Origin of the sequence: uncultured Serinicoccus sp., from assembly GCF_947500995.1 — a bacterium.
Lineage (GTDB): Bacteria > Actinomycetota > Actinomycetes > Actinomycetales > Dermatophilaceae > Ornithinicoccus.
Genome location: NZ_CANMUA010000002.1, coordinates 240,509 through 259,959, shown reverse-complemented (window position 1 = coordinate 259,959; position 19,451 = coordinate 240,509). Strand labels below are relative to the sequence as shown.

Here is a 19,451-nt window from a genome sequence, read left to right as displayed (position 1 = left end):
ATGGCCATCAGCGATGCCTTCGTCATCGGCGAGGACTGGATCAGCGAGCACTACTTCACCACCGACGCGCGCAACGAGTCGTTCCACGCTCAGGTCGTGGCTCGACGCAAGGCGTGGGACGATCAGGACACCCCCACCGCCCGCTCCCGCTTCACGGAGCGACGCGCCGACCTGCAGCGCCGCCTCGGCGCGGTCAGCGAGGAGGCCGCCACCGGTCACGACGAGGCACGCGCGCTGTATGCCGATCTCATGGACGTGCTCGGTTACCGCACCGGGGAGTTCACCCTCGACACCCACGGCCCGATCACCGCGGTGTCCTCGCCCGGGCTGACCGGGGCACCACCGCTGGTCATCGTGCTCGCGAAACCGGCTGGCGCCGTCGAGGATGTGCTGGCCAAGGACGCCGACTCCCTGCTCAAGCCGGTGGAGGGCGAGGACGGCACCATGGTCACGTCCGTGGCACGTCAGCTGTCTACCCTGTTCGTCAGCGAGGACGCGCCGACGTTCGCGCTGGTGCTCGCCGGTCGCTGGTGCGTCATCGCGGAGCAGGAGCGATGGCCCGAGGGCCGTTACCTGGCGATCGACCTGCAGCTGGTGGCCGAACGCAACGACGTCAAGCGAGGTGGTGAGATCGACCGCGCCCTGACGTGCCTTGAGGCACACTCCCTCGGTCCGGCCGCCGACGGCTCCGTGTGGTGGTCCTCGGTGCTGGAGGAGTCGGTCCAGCACACCGTGGGTGTCTCCGAGGACCTGCGCGAGGGCGTGCGTCGCTCGGTCGAGATCATCGCCAACGAGGTCGTATCCCGCCGAGGGGCACAGGGCCTGCCGCCACTGGCCGCCGACCAGGCGCAGCCGCTGGCCGTCCAGTCCCTGCGCTACCTCTACCGCATCCTTTTCCTCCTGTATGCCGAGGCCTCGCCCGAGCTGGGCGTCCTCCCCACGGGAGCGAGCGAGTATGACGCCGGCTACGGGCTCGACCGCCTGCGCGAGATGACCCTGGTCGACCTGCACCAGCAGCGGTCCCGTGAGGGCACCCACCTCTACGAGTCGCTGCACCGCCTTTCGCGGCTCGTGGACACGGGCCACCGGCCGCCCGAGGAGCAGGCGCACGCCGGCGCGGTGGGGCTTCGGTTCGACCCGTTGCGGGCGGACCTCTTCCGACCGCAGGCCACGGCGCTCATCGACGAGGTGCGGCTCGGCAACGAGGCTGTGCAGCGCGTCCTGCGTCATCTGCTTCTGAGCAAGGAGCGCAAGGGGCGTGAGCGGGGCTTCATCTCCTACGTCGAGCTCGGCATCAACCAGCTCGGCGCGGTCTACGAGGGCCTGATGTCCTACACCGGGTTCTTCGCCACCGACGACCTCTACGAGGTGGCCAAGGACGGCGATGCCTCCAAGGGGTCCTGGGTCGTGCCGGTGGACCGAGCTGACCACTTGGCCGAGAAGGACTTCGTGCGTGTGGTCGACCCAGACACGGGGGAGTCCCGCGCGGTGGTGCACCCGAAGGGCTCCTTCGTCTTCCGCCTGGCGGGTCGGGAGCGCCAGCAGTCGGCGTCCTACTACACGCCGGAGGTGCTGACCCGTTTCACGGTGCAGCAGGCGCTGGAGGAGCTGCTCGACCAGGACGGCACCCGCACCAGCGCCGGCGAGATCCTCGACCTCACCGTCTGCGAGCCCGCTCTGGGCTCCGGTGCGTTCGCCCTGGAGGCGGTCGACCAGCTGGCACGGGAATACCTCACCCGGCGTCAGGAAGAGCTCGACCGGCGTATCGACCCGGACGACTACCCGCGCCAGCTGCAGCGGGTGAAGGCCCACATCGCCCTCCACCAGGTCTACGGCGTAGACCTCAATGCCACCGCCGTGGAGCTGGCCGAGGTGTCTCTCTGGCTGGACACCATGGTCGAGGGGCTGCAGGCCCCGTGGTTCGGACTGCGCCTCCGCCGCGGCAACTCGCTCGTCGGCGCCCGCCACGCGGTCTACCCGGCAGCAGACGTCCGGAACAAGGCATGGCTGACCTCGACCCCCCGGGATGTCCCCCTGCGCGACCTCGCGAAGGAGATGGAGGACGGCGGGATAGGGAATGCCGTCACCGCCGCGGTCCACCACTTCCTCCTGCCCGCCCGGGGGTGGGGGTCGGCCGTCGAGGCGCCGAGGTCTGTCCGCGACCTTGCCGAGGACGAGGTCCGAGCACTCAAGACCTGGCGCTCCTCGGTACGACGGAAGCCTAGTACGACGCAGGTCAAGCAGATACTGGACCTGACGCAGCGAGCCGAGCAGCTCTGGCAGATCAGCCTCCGGCGCCTGCGGATCGCCGAGCAGGAGTCCAGCCGCCGTCTGAAGCTCTGGGGGCGTGAGGAGACGCCGGAGACGCACGCCGTCACCCGCGAGCAGATCGAGGTGTCACTGGCCGACCAGGACGGCGCCTACCGACGACTGCGACGCGTCATGGATGCCTGGGGCGCACTGTGGTTCTGGCCCCTCACCGAGACCGAGATCGATCCGCCGTCCTTCGACGAGTGGATCGACGCTCTGACGCTCCTGCTCGGCCGGGACACTCGTGACAGCAAGCGTGGGTGGATGGACACCTTCCAGGACCTGACCGACTGGGACCAGCTCGGTGAGGCCGAGGAGCAGGACCGCATCTACAGCGGAGCTGTACGCGTGGCCGAGGTGCTCGAGCGTCATCCGTGGCTCGCTGTCTGCGAACGAGTCGCTCAGCAGCAGGGTTTCTTCCACTGGGAGCTCGACTTCGCGACGGTCTTCGCCCAGGGCGGGTTCGACCTGCAGGTCGGGAACCCGCCGTGGGTGCGGCCCAGATCAAACGTCGAGGGTCTCCTAGCCGAGGGCGACCCCTGGTGGGAGCTGGCGCAAAAGCCTTCGGAAGCCGAGAAGGCCGATATGAAGGGCGTTGCTCTCCACGTCAGCGGGGTCCGAGACCTCGTAGTACTCGCCACAGGGGACACCTTCGCCTTGGCCGAAATGTTAGCGGCAAGCGACACTTACCCACTCTTGTCAGGGCAACCAGATCTGTACCGGGCCTTTATGGTTCAGGTGTGGAGGCACGCATCAGTTCAGGGTGTTTCTGCCCTGATTCATCCTGAGACGCACTTCAATGATGATAAGGCGCAGGTCCTGCGGGCGGCGGCATATCGCCATCTCCGGAGGCACTGGCATTTCGTGAACGCCCTATTGCTATTCGACATAAAAGACAACAAGCAGTTCGGCATCCATGTGTACGCACAGCGGGGAGAGGTGGATTTCGAGCATGCTGTCACCTTGTACCACCCAGATACCCTTTTGCGCTCGCTGCAACATGACGGGAGTGGCCTAGAGCCAGGCGTTCGTGACGAGGAAGGCAGGTGGGACCTGCGCCCGCACGCGGCACGCATTCAGCGCGTGACTAACATCGTGCTGGAGACTTGGGGGCGTACTTCCGGGTATGAGGGGTCATGGCAGTCCGCCCCGATGGTCTATGCCGTAAACACAGCACAGGCCCGAGTTTTCCAGGCAGCCTCTCGCAATCGTCTAGTGAGGGACGTGGGGTTCCATTATTCGAGGGGCTGGGATCAGTCCATCGACCGTAAACGGGGTGTCTTTGTCTCCGAGTGGGGGGCCGTCGATTCCTGGGCTCAAGCTATTCTTCAAGGTTCGCATATTCAGGTGTCGACACCTTTGGCCGCCTCTCCCAACCCAACCTTGAAGCATCAGCAAGATTGGACGGAGGCCGACCTTGAGGCGCTAGGGCCGCGAGACGTTCCAGTCACTGAATTCAAACCTGCTTGGGACACTCCCTTGTACGATGCGAAATACGGTTCCTGGCCTACGGCGGAGGCATCGATACCGGTGCGTTCTGTTCCCCGCCTTGCGTGGCGGTCGATGACGGCTGCCAATGTCGGTGAAAGAACTCTTATGGCGGCGCTGATCCCGGCCGAGGCGGGGCATACGCACACGATTATAAGCGCCGCGGTTCCAGGATCGACAGATCCCCGGTCGCTTATCTCCGCCGCGGGGCTTGCGGCTTCGCTGGTGGCGGATTTTCTCATCCGTAGTATCCCTAGGTCGACCATCTCGGGGTCCACGTTCGGGCGCCTGCCGATGGTCGATGAGGACCACCCACTAATCGACCAGCTTCTCCTGCGAGTGCTGCAATTGAATTGCCTTACCGATGCATATGCTGAGCTCTGGTGCACTGGGTGGAGCGACGCGTACTTGTTGGATCGCGCCATTGTGAGGCATAGGCAGTCAGAGGTCACTCCGCAATGGTCCCCGCAGGTAAGTCTCAGAATAGCGCGGGACCGGCGCGACGCCCTAGTTGAGATCGATGCCCTCATTGCGTTAATGGTCGGAATCGGGATCGAGGATCTGTGCACGGTTTACAGGTCGCATTTCGGGGTGCTCGTCGGGGCTGACCGTAGGAAGCACGTTTTCGACTCGAAGGGAAGGCTGGTCCCAGGGTCGGTCTTGACTTCATGGCGCCGATGGGGGGACGACTTGCCCGTGACGGACCGCACCGCGGTGCACCCGGGCAGCGGCGTCGAGTACACCTACGAGCTGCCCTTCGGGAGTCTAGACCGCGAGGCTGACATGCGCGCGGCATACGCCGAGTTCGAGCGTCGCTTGTCCGCGGCTGGCGGGTCGGCATGAGCGAGCTGCTCCCCACCCTGCAGGCCCGCGAGCTGGCTGACGGCCTGGTCAACTACCTGACGACGACCTTCGCCCTCGCCGACGCCGAGCCGCGTCGCGCGCTGCAGGAGTTCCTCGAGGACCCGCAGGACGGTCTCTTCAAGGGGCCGTACCTCCGGCTCCGCCTGCCGTTCCGGCAGGCCGAGGAGGGGTGGGAGCAGCACCTCGAGTGGCGTCCGCCGTTCGCTCCCTACCGGCACCAGGCCCAGGCCTACGCGAGGTTGTCCTCCCTGGGGCGGACGGGGCCCGGGCAGCGGCCGTTACCGACGCTGGTCACGACCGGCACGGGCTCGGGCAAGACCGAGGCGTTCCTGCACCCGATCCTCGACCACGTGCTGCGCTCCAAGCGGGACGGGGTGAGCGGCACCAAGGCGATCATCCTCTACCCGATGAACGCGCTCGCCGACGACCAGGCGAAGCGGCTGACCGAGCTGCTCACCACCGACCCGGCGCTGTCGTCGGTCACCGCCGCGGTCTACACCGGCAACCAAGCAGGGCCGCGCACCACCGTCTCGCAAGCAGGGCTCATCACCGACCGTGCCGTCATCCGGGACAGCGCCCCCGACATCCTGCTCACCAACTACAAGATGCTCGACCAGCTGCTGCTGCGTGCCGAGGACCGGTCGCTGTGGGAGCAGAGCGCGCTGTCGCTGACCTACCTCGTGCTCGACGAGTTCCACACCTACGACGGTGCCCAGGGCACGGACGTCGCCATACTGCTCCGGCGGCTCGGCATCGCGCTGAAGAGCCAGTGGCCCGATGACCACCCTGACCTGACCGACGCCGACCGGGCGCGACCACTGGGCCGGCTGACGCCCGTGGCGACCTCGGCCACGCTGGGTGACGAGGGTGACCCGGCCGTGATGCTCTCGTTCGCCCGCACCGTGTTCGGGGAGCAGTTGGATGAGGACGCGGTCGTCACGGAGAGCCGTCTGACGGTCGACGAGTGGGGGTCAGCGCCTGAGAAGGGGTCTGCGGACGTGACCCCTCCGGCTCGGAGGCTGGACCAGCTCTCCGAGCCGGAGCTTGAGCAGCTGGTCCGCGTCGTCGACGAGCTCGAGGAGGACCCTGCCGCCCTGACCGCACAGGTGCTGGCGGCGCTCCACGACGGTGATGTGCACGAGGCGGAGCCCCTGACGCTGGTGCGCCGCCACGCTGACGTCCGCGCCCTGGTCGAGGCCGCCTCGGAGGCGGCGGGCTACGACACCCTGGTCGACGCGATCTTTCGTCCCGACCCTGACTCACGCCTTCACGCCACGCGGGTGCGCGCGGTCGAAGGCGTCGTGGCCGCCCTCAGCCACGTGCGGGCGGTGTCCGGTCGCGACGCCCTCGGGGTCGAGCTCAACTTTTGGGTGCGCGAGCTCACCCGCATCGACCGCGTGGCCTCGGCCGTGCCCGCCTACCACTGGAGCGACGACGGCGCGTGGGTGGGCTCAGACGACGACCGCGTCGGCCGGACCTTCCCCGCCGTCTACTGCCGGCACTGCGGTCGCTCCGGGTGGGGCGTCACGCTGGCAGCCGTGGGCGAGGACCTGACTGCCGAGGACACGAACATCCGACGGGACCGGATGGCCGGCGAGGGGCGCTTCCGCGCGCTCCTGCATGCGCCCGCCGAGGACGAACGAGTGGCCGAGGCGACGGGCGCCGAAGGGACCGTCGAAGGGTTGCGCTGGCTCTCAGTCACCGGACGCCGGCTGCTCGACCGTCGTCCGGACGAGGACGACCCCGAGATGCGAGCCGGGCGGGTGCTGCCCGTGCTCACCCGCACCGGCAAGGACGCCGACGAGCGCGCACGCGCCGACGACTGCCCCTCGTGCCAGCAGGCCGACGGCATCCGCTTCCTCGGCAGCGCGATCGCGACGATGCTCTCGGTGACCTTGTCGGTCCTCTTCGGCAACCCCGCCCTGGACGCCGGGGAGAAGAAGTCGCTCGTCTTCACCGACTCGGTCCAGGACGCCGCCCACCGTGCCGGTTTCGTGCAGGCCCGCTCCCACTCGATGACCCTGCGGGCCTCGCTGCGGGCCGCGGTCGGCTCGGCGCCGACGACGCTGGAGAGCCTGGTCGACATAGTGCTGGCCGAGGCCGGCGACGACCCGTTCCGCCGATACCGGCTGGTGCCGCCGGACTGTCTGTTGCTGGAGCCGTTCGCGCGATTCTGGTCCGCGGGCACTCTCAAGGATGTGCCAGGCAGGGACCGCGACCGGGTCAAGAAGAGGCTGTTGCTCGACGCCTCCCTCGAGGTCGGCCTGCAGTCGACCTTCGGCCGAACGCTGGAGGCGACTGGTTCGATCGTCGTCTCGGTCGCCGCCGGCCCAGCGACCCGCCTGCTTGCGATCGCCCGCGACGTCCTCGGCCAGGACGAGCAGGAGCTGCTTCCGGTCGCCGAGACGGGGGAGGGGGACCTGACCGCGTGGGTGCGGGGCACGCTCGAGCACATCCGCCACAGAGGGGGCATCGACCACGACTGGCTGCGTAAGTACGTCCAGGAGGACGGGCGCCGCTACCGCATCTGGGGCGGGCGCCCGAAGGGCGGTATGCCCGCGTTTCCCCGGGGACGCTCCGCGCCCGCATTCCCGCGGGTCGGTCCGTCGTTGCCGGACAAGCAGGAGCTGCTCCTGGACCCGGTGCGCTCGCCGCAGAGCTGGTATGCCCGGTGGGCGGCCAAGTGTCTCGGGGTCAACCCGCAGCACGGTGCGAAGCTCGCGGAGCGGCTGCTGGCCGCCCTGGCGGCGCAGGACGTGCTCACGACGACGGAGACGCAGAGCAGGGGCACGGCATACGGCATCGCCCCGGGGAACGTCGTGATCGAGGCCGCGGGAGAGGGGGACTTCGCGGCGGGGCGGACCCTCCTGGTCTGCGATCTCTGCCGCGACCACGTGCCGGCCTCGCCGGAGGTGGTCGGTCAGCTGGACGGCGCCCCGTGCACGGTCGTGCGCTGCACCGGCAGGCTGCGGGCCACGGCCCGGGACGACAACTTCTACCGGCGGCTCTACGCCTCGGTCGACATGCGCCGGGTCGTCGCCCGTGAGCACACGGGCCTGCTAGAGGACGACGAGCGGCGGGAGATCGAGGAGGGCTTCAAGGCGTCGCGGCCGACGCCGGACGCGCCCAACGTGCTCGTCGCCACCCCTACCCTGGAGATGGGGATCGACATCGGTGACCTGTCGACGGTGATGCTCGCCTCGCTGCCGGACTCCGTCGCGAAGTATCTCCAGCGGGTCGGACGCGCGGGTCGCCTGACCGGGAACGCCCTCAACCTGGCGTTCGTCACGGGACGCGGTGACCAGCTGCCTCGCCTCGGCAACCCGCTGTCGGTCATCAACGGGCAGGTGCGCCCACCGGCCACCTACCTCGATGCCGAGGAGATCCTGCGCCGGCAGTACCTCGCCTCGATCGTGGACGCCATCGCTCGTGCAGGCGACCGGCGCATGCCGCGTCGTGCCGCCGATGCGCTGCGCTCGTCGGCCCCAGGGACGTTCCTCGGCGACGTCATCGCCGAGGCGGAGGAACGGTCCGACCACTACCTCGACACCTTTCTCGGCTCCTTCGACACGCTGGACCCCGACGTGGTCGAGGCACTCCGCGCGTGGGCCAGCCCTGACCCCGAGGCGACCGGTGCTGAGGGAGAGTCGCTGGCCGCCCTGGTGCACCGTGCCAGCCAGGAGTGGGCCAGCGCCGAGGAGGGGCTGGAGCGACGCCGCGCCGAGATCGAGGACGCGCTGCCGGGGCTGCGGGCGGCGGCCGAGGGCCCGGCCGCCTCCGACGACGACACGCGCGACTACCGCACTGCGGTCGCTGCGGAACGCTTGACCCGCAGGGATCTACGCCAGCTGCGCAACCAGCACTGGGTGAGCGCCCTCGAGGAGCGCGGCATCCTGCCCAACTACACCCTCCTGGACGACATCGTCACCCTCGAGGCGCGGGTGACGTGGGTCGACCCGGAGACGGGGCAGTACGAGTCGGAGGGCGAGACGGTGCAGCGCGCCTCTGCGCAGGCCTTGCGTGAGCTCGCCCCCGGGGCGACGTTCTACACGCGCGGCCTGGCGATGCGCATCGACGGCCTCGACCTGGGTCAGGCCGGTGCCCACGTCCGGTCGTGGGTCTGGTGCGCACACTGCGGATACGCGGTCGACGCCCAGGCCGTCGCCGGCCCGAGCGTGTGCCCGCGCTGCGGCAGCGCGCAGCTGGCCGACACCAGCCAGCGTTTCGACGCCGTCCGGCTCACCCACGTCTACTCCGAGGTGCGGCGCGACCGTGACCTCATCGACGACCAGCGCGACGAACGGACCCGGACGAGCTTCTCGGTGGTCGCGGCCGCGGACCTCGACCCGTCCTGGATCGCGCGGCAGTGGAAGGTCGCCGGAGGCGACTTCGGGGTGGCGCACCACCGCCGTGTGGACCTGCGGTGGGTCAACGTCGGCACGCGGTCGAGAGGAGCGGTCGTCAACAGCCAGGTGGCCGGGGTGCCCGTCGCCACCTCGCTGTTCCGGGTGTGCGCCGGGTGCGGCAAGCTCGACACCACCGCCGACCATAACAGCCGGGACGAGCACCGGCCGTGGTGCCGCTACCGCAGGTCGAACACCGAGGACACCCGCACGGTCGCCCTCACCCGCGAGCTCCGCACCCAGGGTGTGGTCGTCACCCTCCCGGTCTCGGCGACCCTCGGGGACGCCTTCGCCGTCCCGAGCCTCGCCGCCTCCCTGTTGCTGGGACTGCGCGAAGAGATCGGCGGCGCGCCGGACCACCTGCAGGTCGAGACGGTCCCCGCACCCGTACCCGGTGGCGCGCCGGCCGAGGTGCGCGAGGCGCTGCTGCTGCACGACCTCGTCCCGGGTGGCACCGGATACCTCGCCGACCTCGCCTCGCCGGAGCGGGTCTGGCGGCTGCTGGTCAAAGCGTATGCCGTGCTCGCCGAGTGTCCCTGCCGCGACGAGGGACGGCTGTCCTGCTACCGCTGCCTCCTGCCCCATTCTCGGGGCAGAGGAGCCGACTCCTTGTCCCGCGTGTCGGCAGAACGGCATCTGCGGGGAGTGCTCGGCCTGGCGGAGGACGAGACCTGGCGCGACCTCGACACAGACGCCATGCGCTGGACGGTGGAGGACGGGCCGGTGGGCACGACCAACACCGAGTCCGTGCTCGAGCTGCTCTTCCGGAAGGTCCTCGCCGAGCGGCTCGCCGCGGCGGGGGCCACCGTCAAGGAGAAGCCGGGGCCCACCGGCAACGAGCTCACGATCACGGGCCTCGGGCAGGACCGCGTGTGGCGTCTGTCGCCGCAGGTCCTGATGCACGGGTGCAAGCCCGACTTCGTCCTGCGCACCGACGACCCCAATGTCGCGCCCGTCGCCATCTTCGCCGACGGCTGGACCTACCACGCGAGCCCGGCCCACAACCGGATCGAGGACGATGCCGCCAAGCGTGCGACGCTGCGGGACAACGGGATCGAGGTGCTGTCCGTGACACATGCCGACCTCCAGCCCGTCGAGGGGTCGACCCCGGGGCCGGACTGGCTGCGTCAGGACGTGATGGCCGAGCTGCTCGCCCGACCGGCTGGCGGCGTCGGGGCGGGGATCGGCCAGGGCGCCGTCGACGAGGTCCGGGGCGGTCCGTTGTCCATGCTGCTCGGTCGGCTGCAGCGGCCCTATGACAACGATCCGCGCACGGCTCTCGGCCGGGCACTCGGCCTGGTCCTCGCACCCGACTCCGAGCCCCTGAGACTGCCCGCCGACCGGCCCCTGGCGGAGGCCGCGGCGGCACTGCTCGACGGTGTCGAGGTGGAGGGGGCCGCCGGCGGGCTTCTCTGGCGACGGGACCATCTCGTCGTCCTGAGCCGCCTCGGCACGGGCGTGGAGACGGTCGTGATGCTCGACGACCGTGACACAGCGGTGGACAGCCCCACCCACAAGGAGTCGTGGCAGGAGTGGCTGCGCATCGGCAACGCGGTGACCTCGGCGCTGCCCGATGTGGCGGTGACCGCCCGCACCGCCGTGGAGAAGCTCGAGGGCGAGCCCGCCCCGACCCGGTCCGGAGCCGCCGAGGGGGAGCTCACCGGGCCGTGGGCGGCGCTGGAGGGTCAACAGCTCACCTCCCAGGAGAAGGCCCTGGCGACGCGACTGGCGGCACTGCGGGTGCCGGTGCCAGAGATCGGCGTCGAGCTCGCTGGCGGGCTGCCCGCCGACCTGGTGTGGACCGACCAGCGCGTCGTCGTGCTGCTGGAGCCCGACCCGCAGATGGAGGCCGACCTGCGCGCCGACGCATGGACGGTCCTCGCCCCCGACCCCGAGCTCATCGCTGCGGCCCTGACCGCTACGGAAGGACGCTGATGCCCACCATCGTCATGGCCAAGCAGGAGCGGCCGCTGGAGCCGGTCATGAAGAAGAAGGCCTACGCCTTCCTCGAGAAACTCTCGGAGGACGACACCCGACCCGGTCTGCACATCGAGCCCATCGTCAACGCCGCCGACGAGCGGGTGCGCACCGGGCGGGTCGACCAGGGCTACCGGGCGGTGCTCTTCAAGATCACGACGGCCGACACCAGCACCTACGTCTTCCACGGCATCTGGCCGCACGACGAGGCCATCAAGATCGCCGAGCGCACCTCCCTGCGCCTGAACCCGATCTCCGGGATCGCCGAGATCCGCACTATTGAGCCGGCAGCGGCCGCACCGGTGGCTGAGGCAGAGGTCGTCCCCACGTCAGAGGCTGCGCGTGCGGCTCCGCCCGCTGCCGCACCGGAGCCGACCTCACCAGCTCTGCTCCCGGCATACGGGCTCACCGTCGAGCAGCTCACCGAGCTCGGACTGGACGAGGACTTCGTGGGCAGGGCGATGACGGTCACCGACGAAGAGGGCGTGCTCACGCTGGCCGAGGCGGCGCCGGCCGAATGGCAGGGGATGGCCCTCATCGACCTCAGCGCCGGGACACCGGTCGAGGAGGTGCGCAGCAAGCTGGGCCTGGACGCCGAGGTGGACACCAGCGGCAGCGACGAGGAGCGACTGCTGCGCGGTCTGCAGCATCCGGCCGGGCGGCTGTCGTTCGCATGGATCGAGGACGACGAGGAGCTCCGCCGGGTCGTGGAGGACAGCGACTTCGCCGCGTGGCGAATCTTCCTGCACCCGCTGCAGCAGCAGTTCGTCGACCGGCCCTACCGGGGACCGGCGAAGGTGACCGGGGGAGCCGGCACCGGCAAGACGGTGGTCGTGCTGCACCGGGCGCGGGCGCTGGCCACACGGCGACCCACGCCGCGGGTGCTCCTGACGACGTTCACCACGAACCTGGCTGCTGCGCTGGAGCGCGACATGGGTCGGCTCGACCCGGAGGTGCCGCTCGTGCGCGGTCTGGGCGAGCTGGGGTTGCGGCTCGCGGGCGTCGATGCCGTCGCACGTTCGGTGCTCGTCGAGGCGGGGCGAGACATCGGTGAGGCAGCCGCGCTCGTGCTGGGAGCCGACACGTCGGACGTGCTGCAACGCACCGGGTCCGAGGCGTGGCGGGAGGCGATCGCGGCGGTGGGGCCCGACCTCCCCGAGCACCTCCGGAGCCCGGCGTTCATGGAGGCGGAGTACGAGACCGTCGTGCTGCCTCGTCGGGTGACCTCGGCCGCGGCCTATTTCCGTGCGCCACGGCGAGGTCGAGGTGTCTCCCTCAGCCGTGGCCAGCGGGCCGCCGTGTGGGAGGTGGTGGAGCGGTATCGAGCTGCCTCCCGCGCGCACGGCACGCTGGACTGGGCAGAGGCCGCGAGTGTAGCGGCGGCACACCTGGACCAGCAGGCGGAGCACGGCGCGCGGCGGCCCTACGACCACGTGCTGGTGGACGAGGGGCAGGACCTGGGGTCCACACGCTGGCAGCTGCTGCGCGCCCTGGTCGCGCCGGGTGAGGACGACCTGTTCGTCGCCGAGGACTCCCACCAGAGGATCTACGGGCAGAAGATCACCCTCTCGCACTACGGCATCGAGACCCGGGGACGGTCCCGCCGGCTCACGCTGAACTACCGGACCACTCAGCAGAACCTGCGCTGGGCCATGGGCGTCCTCGACGGCGCCGACTACAGCGACCTCGAGGGAGAGACGGAGAAGCACGACGACTACCGCTCCGCACGCTCCGGACCCGTGCCACGGGTGCTGCCGTGCTCATCGCTGTCGGAGGAGCTCGACGAGGCCGCGGAGCTCGTGCGCGCGTGGACCTCGGAGGCCGACGTGGTGCCCGAGACCGTGGCGGTGCTCGTGCGGGACCGCTTCCAGCGCGACCGGGTCGTCAACGGGCTGGCCGAGCGTGGTGTCGAGGTCCGTGCCGTCGACCGCGAGTCGATCAGGGCCGGGCGGCCGGTCGTGATGACGATGCACCGGGCCAAGGGCACGGAGTTCGCCCGCGTGCTGCTCTTCGAGGTGCGGGAGGGTGCCGTGCCTGCGGGGCTCAAGGAGTACGACGCGAGCGAGGCGGACCTGCAGGACGCGATGCTGCGCGAACGGTCGCTGCTGTATGTCGCGGCCACCCGTGCGCGCGACGTCCTGGCGGTCTCGTGGTCGGGTGAGCGGTCCTCGCTGCTCAAGGACGGCTGAGACGCAGTGGGCAGCACAGAGTTCATCAGCGACACCGACGAGGGCGCGACCGGCGGGGCCTCCCGGGCCTTGCGCGATGCTCTCGGCAGTGCGGGAAAGGGCATCGCCGTCCTGGACGCGGAGGACGTGCACGAGCACGACCTCGTCCACCTGCTCAGGGGTACTCGGCTCCAGGTCGTGCTCGTCCTGAGGAGTGCGTTCGGTCGAGGGCTCGAGACTGCGCTCGCCATGGCCGAGGCGTTGGCTCACGCGGACGGATCCGGCGTACGCGTTCTGGCGGCGACCTGGGGCGACCACCGGTTCCCGAGCGTGGCTCTGGTGTCAGAGAGGACGTCTCACGAGGCCTACTCCCTGGTGATCGCGCGATCTGGAACATCGCAGTCCCTCCTGGACTTCACGGCGCTCATGGGTGTTGACCAGGACGTAGCGGCGTCGGTTGACGAGTGGTTCATGCGGGTGTGGGAGCTCTCGACCGAGCTGGAGCGCATTCAAGAGTTGGAGCAGCCGGTGTTCGAGAGGGCTGACCCCGAGGTCGTCGCCAAGATCGCGACCCGATGGCGCCTCTTCGTCGACGGTGTGCAGGCAGGGCACGACCTTCAGCCGGAGGGCGACGGGACGATTCTCGACGTCGACGACGAACGAGACCGTCCGATGATCGCCGGGGCCGATCCGGCGCCTTGGGCGCTGTTCCCCATCAAGGTCCCGGGGATGTCCGTCGATCTTCAGAAGGAGCCATCCGGTGCCGCCCAGGCCGCACCTGCCGGTGCGCGGGCCAGCATTCTCGCGGTCCGACCGGTGGACCCGCTCGAGCGCGACCTGCGGGACATCTACGCGCGGGGATCACTGGTGTCCCTGCATACCTCGCACAAGGTTCCGACCTTCCGGTTCGACGTCAACGCGGTCCTCGGGATTTCCGAACGGGCGCAATCCGGGACAGCATCCCTCAGGTCGCCGATCCGTCTCGATCTCTTGCCGGCTGCGGTCAGCGTAGAGATCGGGCGATCGAAGAGGTTTGCCTCGAACGTCCTGCAATCCCACTCGATCGTCCTGGCGGAGAACCAGCACTGGATGCCTTTGGGTGCGATGCAGCACTTCGAGGCAGTCTTGGAAGTCAAGGCTGAGCCACGAAAGGTCTCTCAACTTCTGGGCAGGAGCATCGCAGATCACGTGCGAGAAAATCTCCCTGGCTACGTGGATTCGCTGAGACAAGTCTTCACGAAGCAACAGATTCGCTACGAGTTCGACGTAGAGGCTATCGAGCGGCTCGGCGCTGCGATAGAGACATACTTGGACACGCACGAATCACTATCGGTCACCTCGTCCTACACCACCGAGGTGCTGGGGTACTCGGGGGTCAGGAATGACGACTACACCCGTCCGTTCACCCTCCTGCTCAAAGTGGCCAAGACCGGCCGTAGGAGGGTCATGGCCGGCGACTCGGGACGAAGAGTGATTCCCGCGCCTCCCGTGGGTGTGTGGGACATCGTGGGGGGTGACGGGTTGCTCACCTCGTCGGGGAAGTCCGCGTGGGTCTCTGCACGCAAGCAACTCGACCAGATCGAGAGGATCGAGGACTCAGGCGCCTCGGCTGAGATGTGTCAAGCTCTGATCGACCTGATGCGTAGCGACCCGGGACGGACCTTGCCGTCGTCGGGGTGAAAGCGCATTTGCTCTCGGCAACGTGCTCACCGTCGGTGGATCCATGCCAGCACGAGAGGGCGACCTTCATGGATGCGAGACCCGCGATGGTGGACCAGAGAAACAGCTGGAGGCTCGGCTCGACAAGAGTGGGGCCGCGAGCAGGCGAGGCCAAGGACACCGACGACCACAGCGGCTCGCTGTACGGTCCGGTTCAGCTCGTCCTGCGTACGCGCACTGAGGTGCGGCGAGCTGCTCCGCAAGTCGGCGGAGTGTGGTAGTCCACAGCCCCGCGACGACGACCGTGAAAGTTTGGAGCGACCAGGTGCCCGTAGGCCGTCCAGGTCACGGCGTGCCGTCACTGGCCCCTCCTTCAGTGTCTCAAGGCACCGTACACAGACCGCGGCAAGACGGGACGGTGGACTGGCGTGTCACGATGCCGAAGCATTGAGAGCGACGAGTCGGTCCCCGGCCCCCTCGTCAAGCCGCACCTGAGCCCACTCCAGCACCCCGGACTCCTGCGAGAACAGGATGACCTGACGCTCGCGTGCGACGTCGGCCAGCAGGTCCAACAGCGCCACCGTCCGGTTGCGGTCGCACTGCACGGTGACGTCGTCGAGGACCAGCGGCATCGTCTCGCGGGTGTCCAGGTGCTCCACGAGCGCAAGCCGCAGGAGGAGGTAGGTCTGCTCGGTCGTGCCCTGGGAGAGGTAGGTGGCGTTGCGCCAGGACCCCGTCCGTTCCTGCAGCTCGACGGTCAGCTCCTCAGGGTCGACGCGGGCGTCGCGGTAGCGCCCACCGGTAACCAAGGGGATTCGGGGGCGCATCGCGGACTCCAGCACCGGGGCCAGGCTGCGGTGAGTCTCGCCCTGCGCGGCGTCGAGGTGCTCGACAGCCAGCTCGAGGGTGGCCTTCAGCTCCTCCACCGAGGCGAGTTCACGCCGCCGGCGGGCCTCCTGTTCGAGCGCGGACGCCAGATCCTGCTCCTCGCTGCGGAGCGTCCGGAGTCGGCCCTCGGTGGTGGCCCGTCGGGTGGCGGCGTCCTCGACGCGCCGGCCGGCCTCCGCCAGCGCCTGGTCCAGGTCGGGCGGGACGGGGCGCTCTGGCCGTCGTCCCAGCCGGGTGCGCAGCTCGTCGGCCCCGGTCGTCAGTTCGTCCAGGGTCCCCCCGTCCAGGAGCTGGTCCCGGAGGGACTGCATCCGGTCCCTGCGCGCGAGTCCCTGGTCGGCGTCCTGCTGCCGCGCGAGCCAGCCGCCCAGCTGGGCGGCGGCCCCATCGGGGTCCTCACCGTGGTCCTGGCCCAGCTCTGCAAACAGGGCCAGGAGCGCGGAGCGGGTGGTCTCGCGGCGGGCGACCGCCGCTTGGTGCGCCGCCTCCTCCGACCGCCTCGCGGCGAGGGCACTCTCGAGGTCCACCCGGCGTCCTGCCTCGCGGGCGAGCGCGGCACGCTCCTGGCAGCCCTGCTCGTAGCGTCGGTAAGCATGGTCCGCGGCCTCGGGACCTGCCACCCGGGAAACCTCCTCACCGCGCTCGCCGAGGGCGGCGAGCAGCCGGCCGGCCGTCTGCTCGACGCGCTGCCGGAGCGCATCGGCCGAAAGCCGGCGCTCCTCGGCGGCCCGTCGTGCCCCTTCGCGCTCGTCGACCCCCCGGCCGAGGCCTTGTAGCTCCTCGGGGTCGACAGGCAGCCCGCGCGTCCGCAGCTCGCCGAGGAGCTCCTCACGCGCGGCGTCGAAGGCCGCGGCCTGATCGGTCCAGCGTGCGCGCCGGGCCACGATGTCGTCCACCCGCGGCGGCAGCAGCGGTTCGCCCGGGCGGGGGCCGGGGTGCGTCATCTCCGGCGGGTTCGGCGGGTCGGGCGGGGAGGGCGGCGTCGGCCGCTCCGTCTCGGGCTCCGGGCGCTCGGAAGTGGGGGCCCGACGCCCCTTCGCACGCACCACGAAGCCCCAGCCGACAAGGGCCAGGCCCAGCACGAGCAGCACAACACCCGTGACGGGCTCGACCACGAGTACGACCAGTCCGAGGAGCGTCAGCAGCGCTCCCACGACCAGCTGCCAGGTGCCCCCGCCGCGGGCGGACCGCTCCTGGGCCCGCAGTTCGGCCCGGGTTCGCTGGGCACTCTCCCAGGCGGCCGCCTCCTCCCGGTGCGACTCCAGCCGGGCCTGGTAGTCCTTCAGCCGCTCCTCGTAGTCCGCCCGGGCTTGCCGGTAGTCCGCCATCGCCCGTTCGTAGCCCTCCGAAATTTCGGTCCAGGTCCGCAGTTCCACTGCATACCTGCTCCGGGCCCCCTCGTGCTCGTCCCGCAGCCGCGCCTCCTGCTCGTCATCGGCGGGATCCCACGCGGGGCGGGGGATTCGCAGGCGGTCGGCATAGCGACGCAGCTCGTCGCTGCCGGCGTCGGGCACCTTCACCTCGTCCCCCTCCGTCCCCGCGTCCGTCTGGGAGTCAAGGGCGGACACTCCCTGCCGCAGGCTCTCCCACAGCTGCCGCACCTGGGGGTCCGGAGTGGTGTCGCCCGTGGGGGCGTGGGGCAGCTTTGCCAGCTGCTGCTCGAACTCGGACGTGCCCGGCCCCTCGGGCGCCGGTGGCACCTCGCCCAAGGTCAGGTATGCCGTTCGCGCAGCGTGCACCCGCTCGCGCAGCTCCGGAGGCGCGGCGTCGGGCACCGTGCCCAACTCCGCCAACTCGTTCTCGAACGCTCCGACGCGGGCCGCCCGGTTCTCCAGCGCGTCCAGCTCGGCCCAGCCCTCCAGGGTCTCCAGCGCAGTCAGCTCTGCCCGTGCGCGACCCTCGTCCTCGAGCTGCCGGGCCAGCTCGGCAGCCACCTGCCTCAGCTCGTCACGGGCGGTCCGCAACCGGTAGGCCTCCTCCGAGGCGACCTGCAGCTGGGACGTGGTCGCACGCAGGGGCCGCTGACCGATGCTAAGACTGCCGACCCTCGTGGACAGCTCGTCCCGAAGGCGTTCGATGACCTGGTGAGCGGTGACGTCGACCGTCTGGCTGGACGCGGCGCGCTGGAGGAACTGCTGCAGCTCGTCCGCCTGCTCGAGCACCCGCAGGACCTCCGCCTGCGGCACGAACGTCGTGGCGCGCAGCGTGCCCCGGGACAGGCCGAACAGCTGGCCGACATCGATGTCGTCGCCCGTGGACGGGGGGATGTCGAACCGCTCCTGCAGCTCACGGGGCGTGAGCGTCCGAGAGGTCTCCAGGTCGATGACCCGGGTGCTGCCCTGCTGCAGGTTCTGGGCCACGGCCAGGCGTGCCCCGTCGTCGGTGGTGATCTTCGCCGTCACCTGCCAGCGCGTGCCGTTCCACGGCTTGTGGCGGGCACGGAACTGCGCGTCCTCCTTGGTGCCGCGGCCCCGGGACCGTCGGCGCCCGGCAAGGCTGGCGTAGAGCGCGGCGGCCCACGAGGACTTGCCGCTCTCGTTCAACCCGTGCACGACGGTGAGTCCCGGGCCCACCTCGAGCTCTGCCCCCTTGAACGGGCCGAAGGCGTCGGCGGTGATGCTGTCGAATTTCATGCCGTCGCCTCGTCGGAGTTTAGGGAGGCCAGACCCAGCGCCAGTGCCTGGTGGCGGCGGGACAGGTCGGGCCCGGGCCCGGCGAGCCGGCGGATGAGCTCGGCCTGGACGGTGCGCTCGGTCGGTGCTTCGGGGAAGACGTGCTCCAGGTCGCGCCAGACTACGGTGACGTCCGTACGAGACGGCTCCCAGCACAAGGCAGGAGGGACAAGCACCCGAGGACCCACACGGCCCGCGACCACTACTCGGTCGAGCGGAGCGCTGGCGGCGAGCCGCTCGTCGAGGGCGGCCCTCAGGGACGCGACGTCGGCGTGCTCCCCGACGTCCAGGGTGCGGACGGTGCCGAGATCCGGCGAGAGCTCAACCCGCTCCACGCGGGCGTCGGCATCGGCGTCGAGGGTGACGACGCAGGCGACGGGCCGGCCGGCGCCTGACCCCGCCACGAGGGGCGGCACCTCCACCACATTTGCAGGGTGGTTGGGCTGCTCCTCGGGGTGGGGCTGGCCGGACCGGTCGGCCGAGGGGCGGACCATGGGGCAGGAGGCCGATTCGCCGGCGGCCCGGGTGGTGAGCAGGGCCAGGGCGTCGTCAAGGAGAGGCACGGCATACCCCAGTGGTCCTTGGCCCACCACCCGACCGGTCCCGGCCTCGACCTCCACGGGGGCGTCCCCGCCGACCCAGTGAACGGACCCGGGCCAGGTGGTGAGTGTGTGCAGTCGAAAGCCCGTCTCGGCCTCGCTGGCGTCCGGGAGCACGACCACGGGGACCGGCACCGCCTCGAGCACCGCGCCCACGTCGTCGACCGTGGAGCTGCGCACGGTGCTCGGATCCCAGAGGCCGCCCAGGACGGCGAGCGCGTCGACCTGCAGGTCGAGGGTGCGTTGGACGAGCTCGAGCAGCAGACCGGCGCTCGTGTCGCGGAGGGCCTTCCCCACGTCAGGAGCCTCGTCGGGCCACGCGCGGTCGAGGTTCAGCCCGGAGACGGCGAGCAGGCGCACGGTCATTGTGTCTCCCTGTCCGGATAGGGTCACTTTGTCGTACCCGGACCGTACAGGATGAGA

The 19,451-nt window shown here is 70.0% G+C and carries 6 protein-coding genes; 4 read left to right on the top strand and 2 right to left on the bottom strand.

What is annotated here, in order from left to right; translation table 11 throughout:
- From Q0967_RS04265 to Q0967_RS04250, 4 genes are read left to right on the top strand one after another with little or no spacing between them, the layout of a single operon-like run.
- Positions 1–4,641, top strand: coding sequence for an Eco57I restriction-modification methylase domain-containing protein (locus Q0967_RS04265; protein WP_299449209.1), 4,641 nt, complete (start codon positions 1–3; stop codon positions 4,639–4,641).
- Positions 4,638–11,000 carry a DEAD/DEAH box helicase gene (locus Q0967_RS04260; protein WP_299449206.1) on the top strand — a complete coding sequence of 2,121 codons (6,363 nt, stop codon included), beginning with the start codon at positions 4,638–4,640 and terminating at the stop codon, positions 10,998–11,000. The genes Q0967_RS04265 and Q0967_RS04260 overlap by 4 nt, the downstream gene beginning before the upstream one ends.
- Complete coding sequence (locus Q0967_RS04255; protein ID WP_299449203.1) at positions 11,000–13,231, top strand: 3'-5' exonuclease; 2,232 nt, start codon at positions 11,000–11,002, stop codon at positions 13,229–13,231. Before Q0967_RS04260 ends, Q0967_RS04255 begins: the two co-directional genes overlap by 1 nt.
- A 6-nt stretch (positions 13,232–13,237) precedes the next feature.
- Positions 13,238–14,890, top strand: coding sequence for a hypothetical protein (locus Q0967_RS04250; protein ID WP_299449201.1), 1,653 nt, complete (start codon positions 13,238–13,240; stop codon positions 14,888–14,890).
- 410 nt (positions 14,891–15,300) lie between these two features.
- On the opposite strand, the gene Q0967_RS04245 is transcribed toward Q0967_RS04250, so the two are convergent.
- Positions 15,301–18,390: an AAA family ATPase gene (locus Q0967_RS04245; RefSeq protein ID WP_299449199.1), complete on the bottom strand. Its 3,090-nt coding sequence runs from the start codon at positions 18,388–18,390 to the stop codon at positions 15,301–15,303.
- Positions 18,387–19,394: a hypothetical protein gene (locus Q0967_RS04240; protein WP_299449196.1), complete on the bottom strand. Its 1,008-nt coding sequence runs from the start codon at positions 19,392–19,394 to the stop codon at positions 18,387–18,389. The genes Q0967_RS04245 and Q0967_RS04240 overlap by 4 nt, the downstream gene beginning before the upstream one ends.
- Between the last annotated feature and the right edge of the window lie 57 nt (positions 19,395–19,451).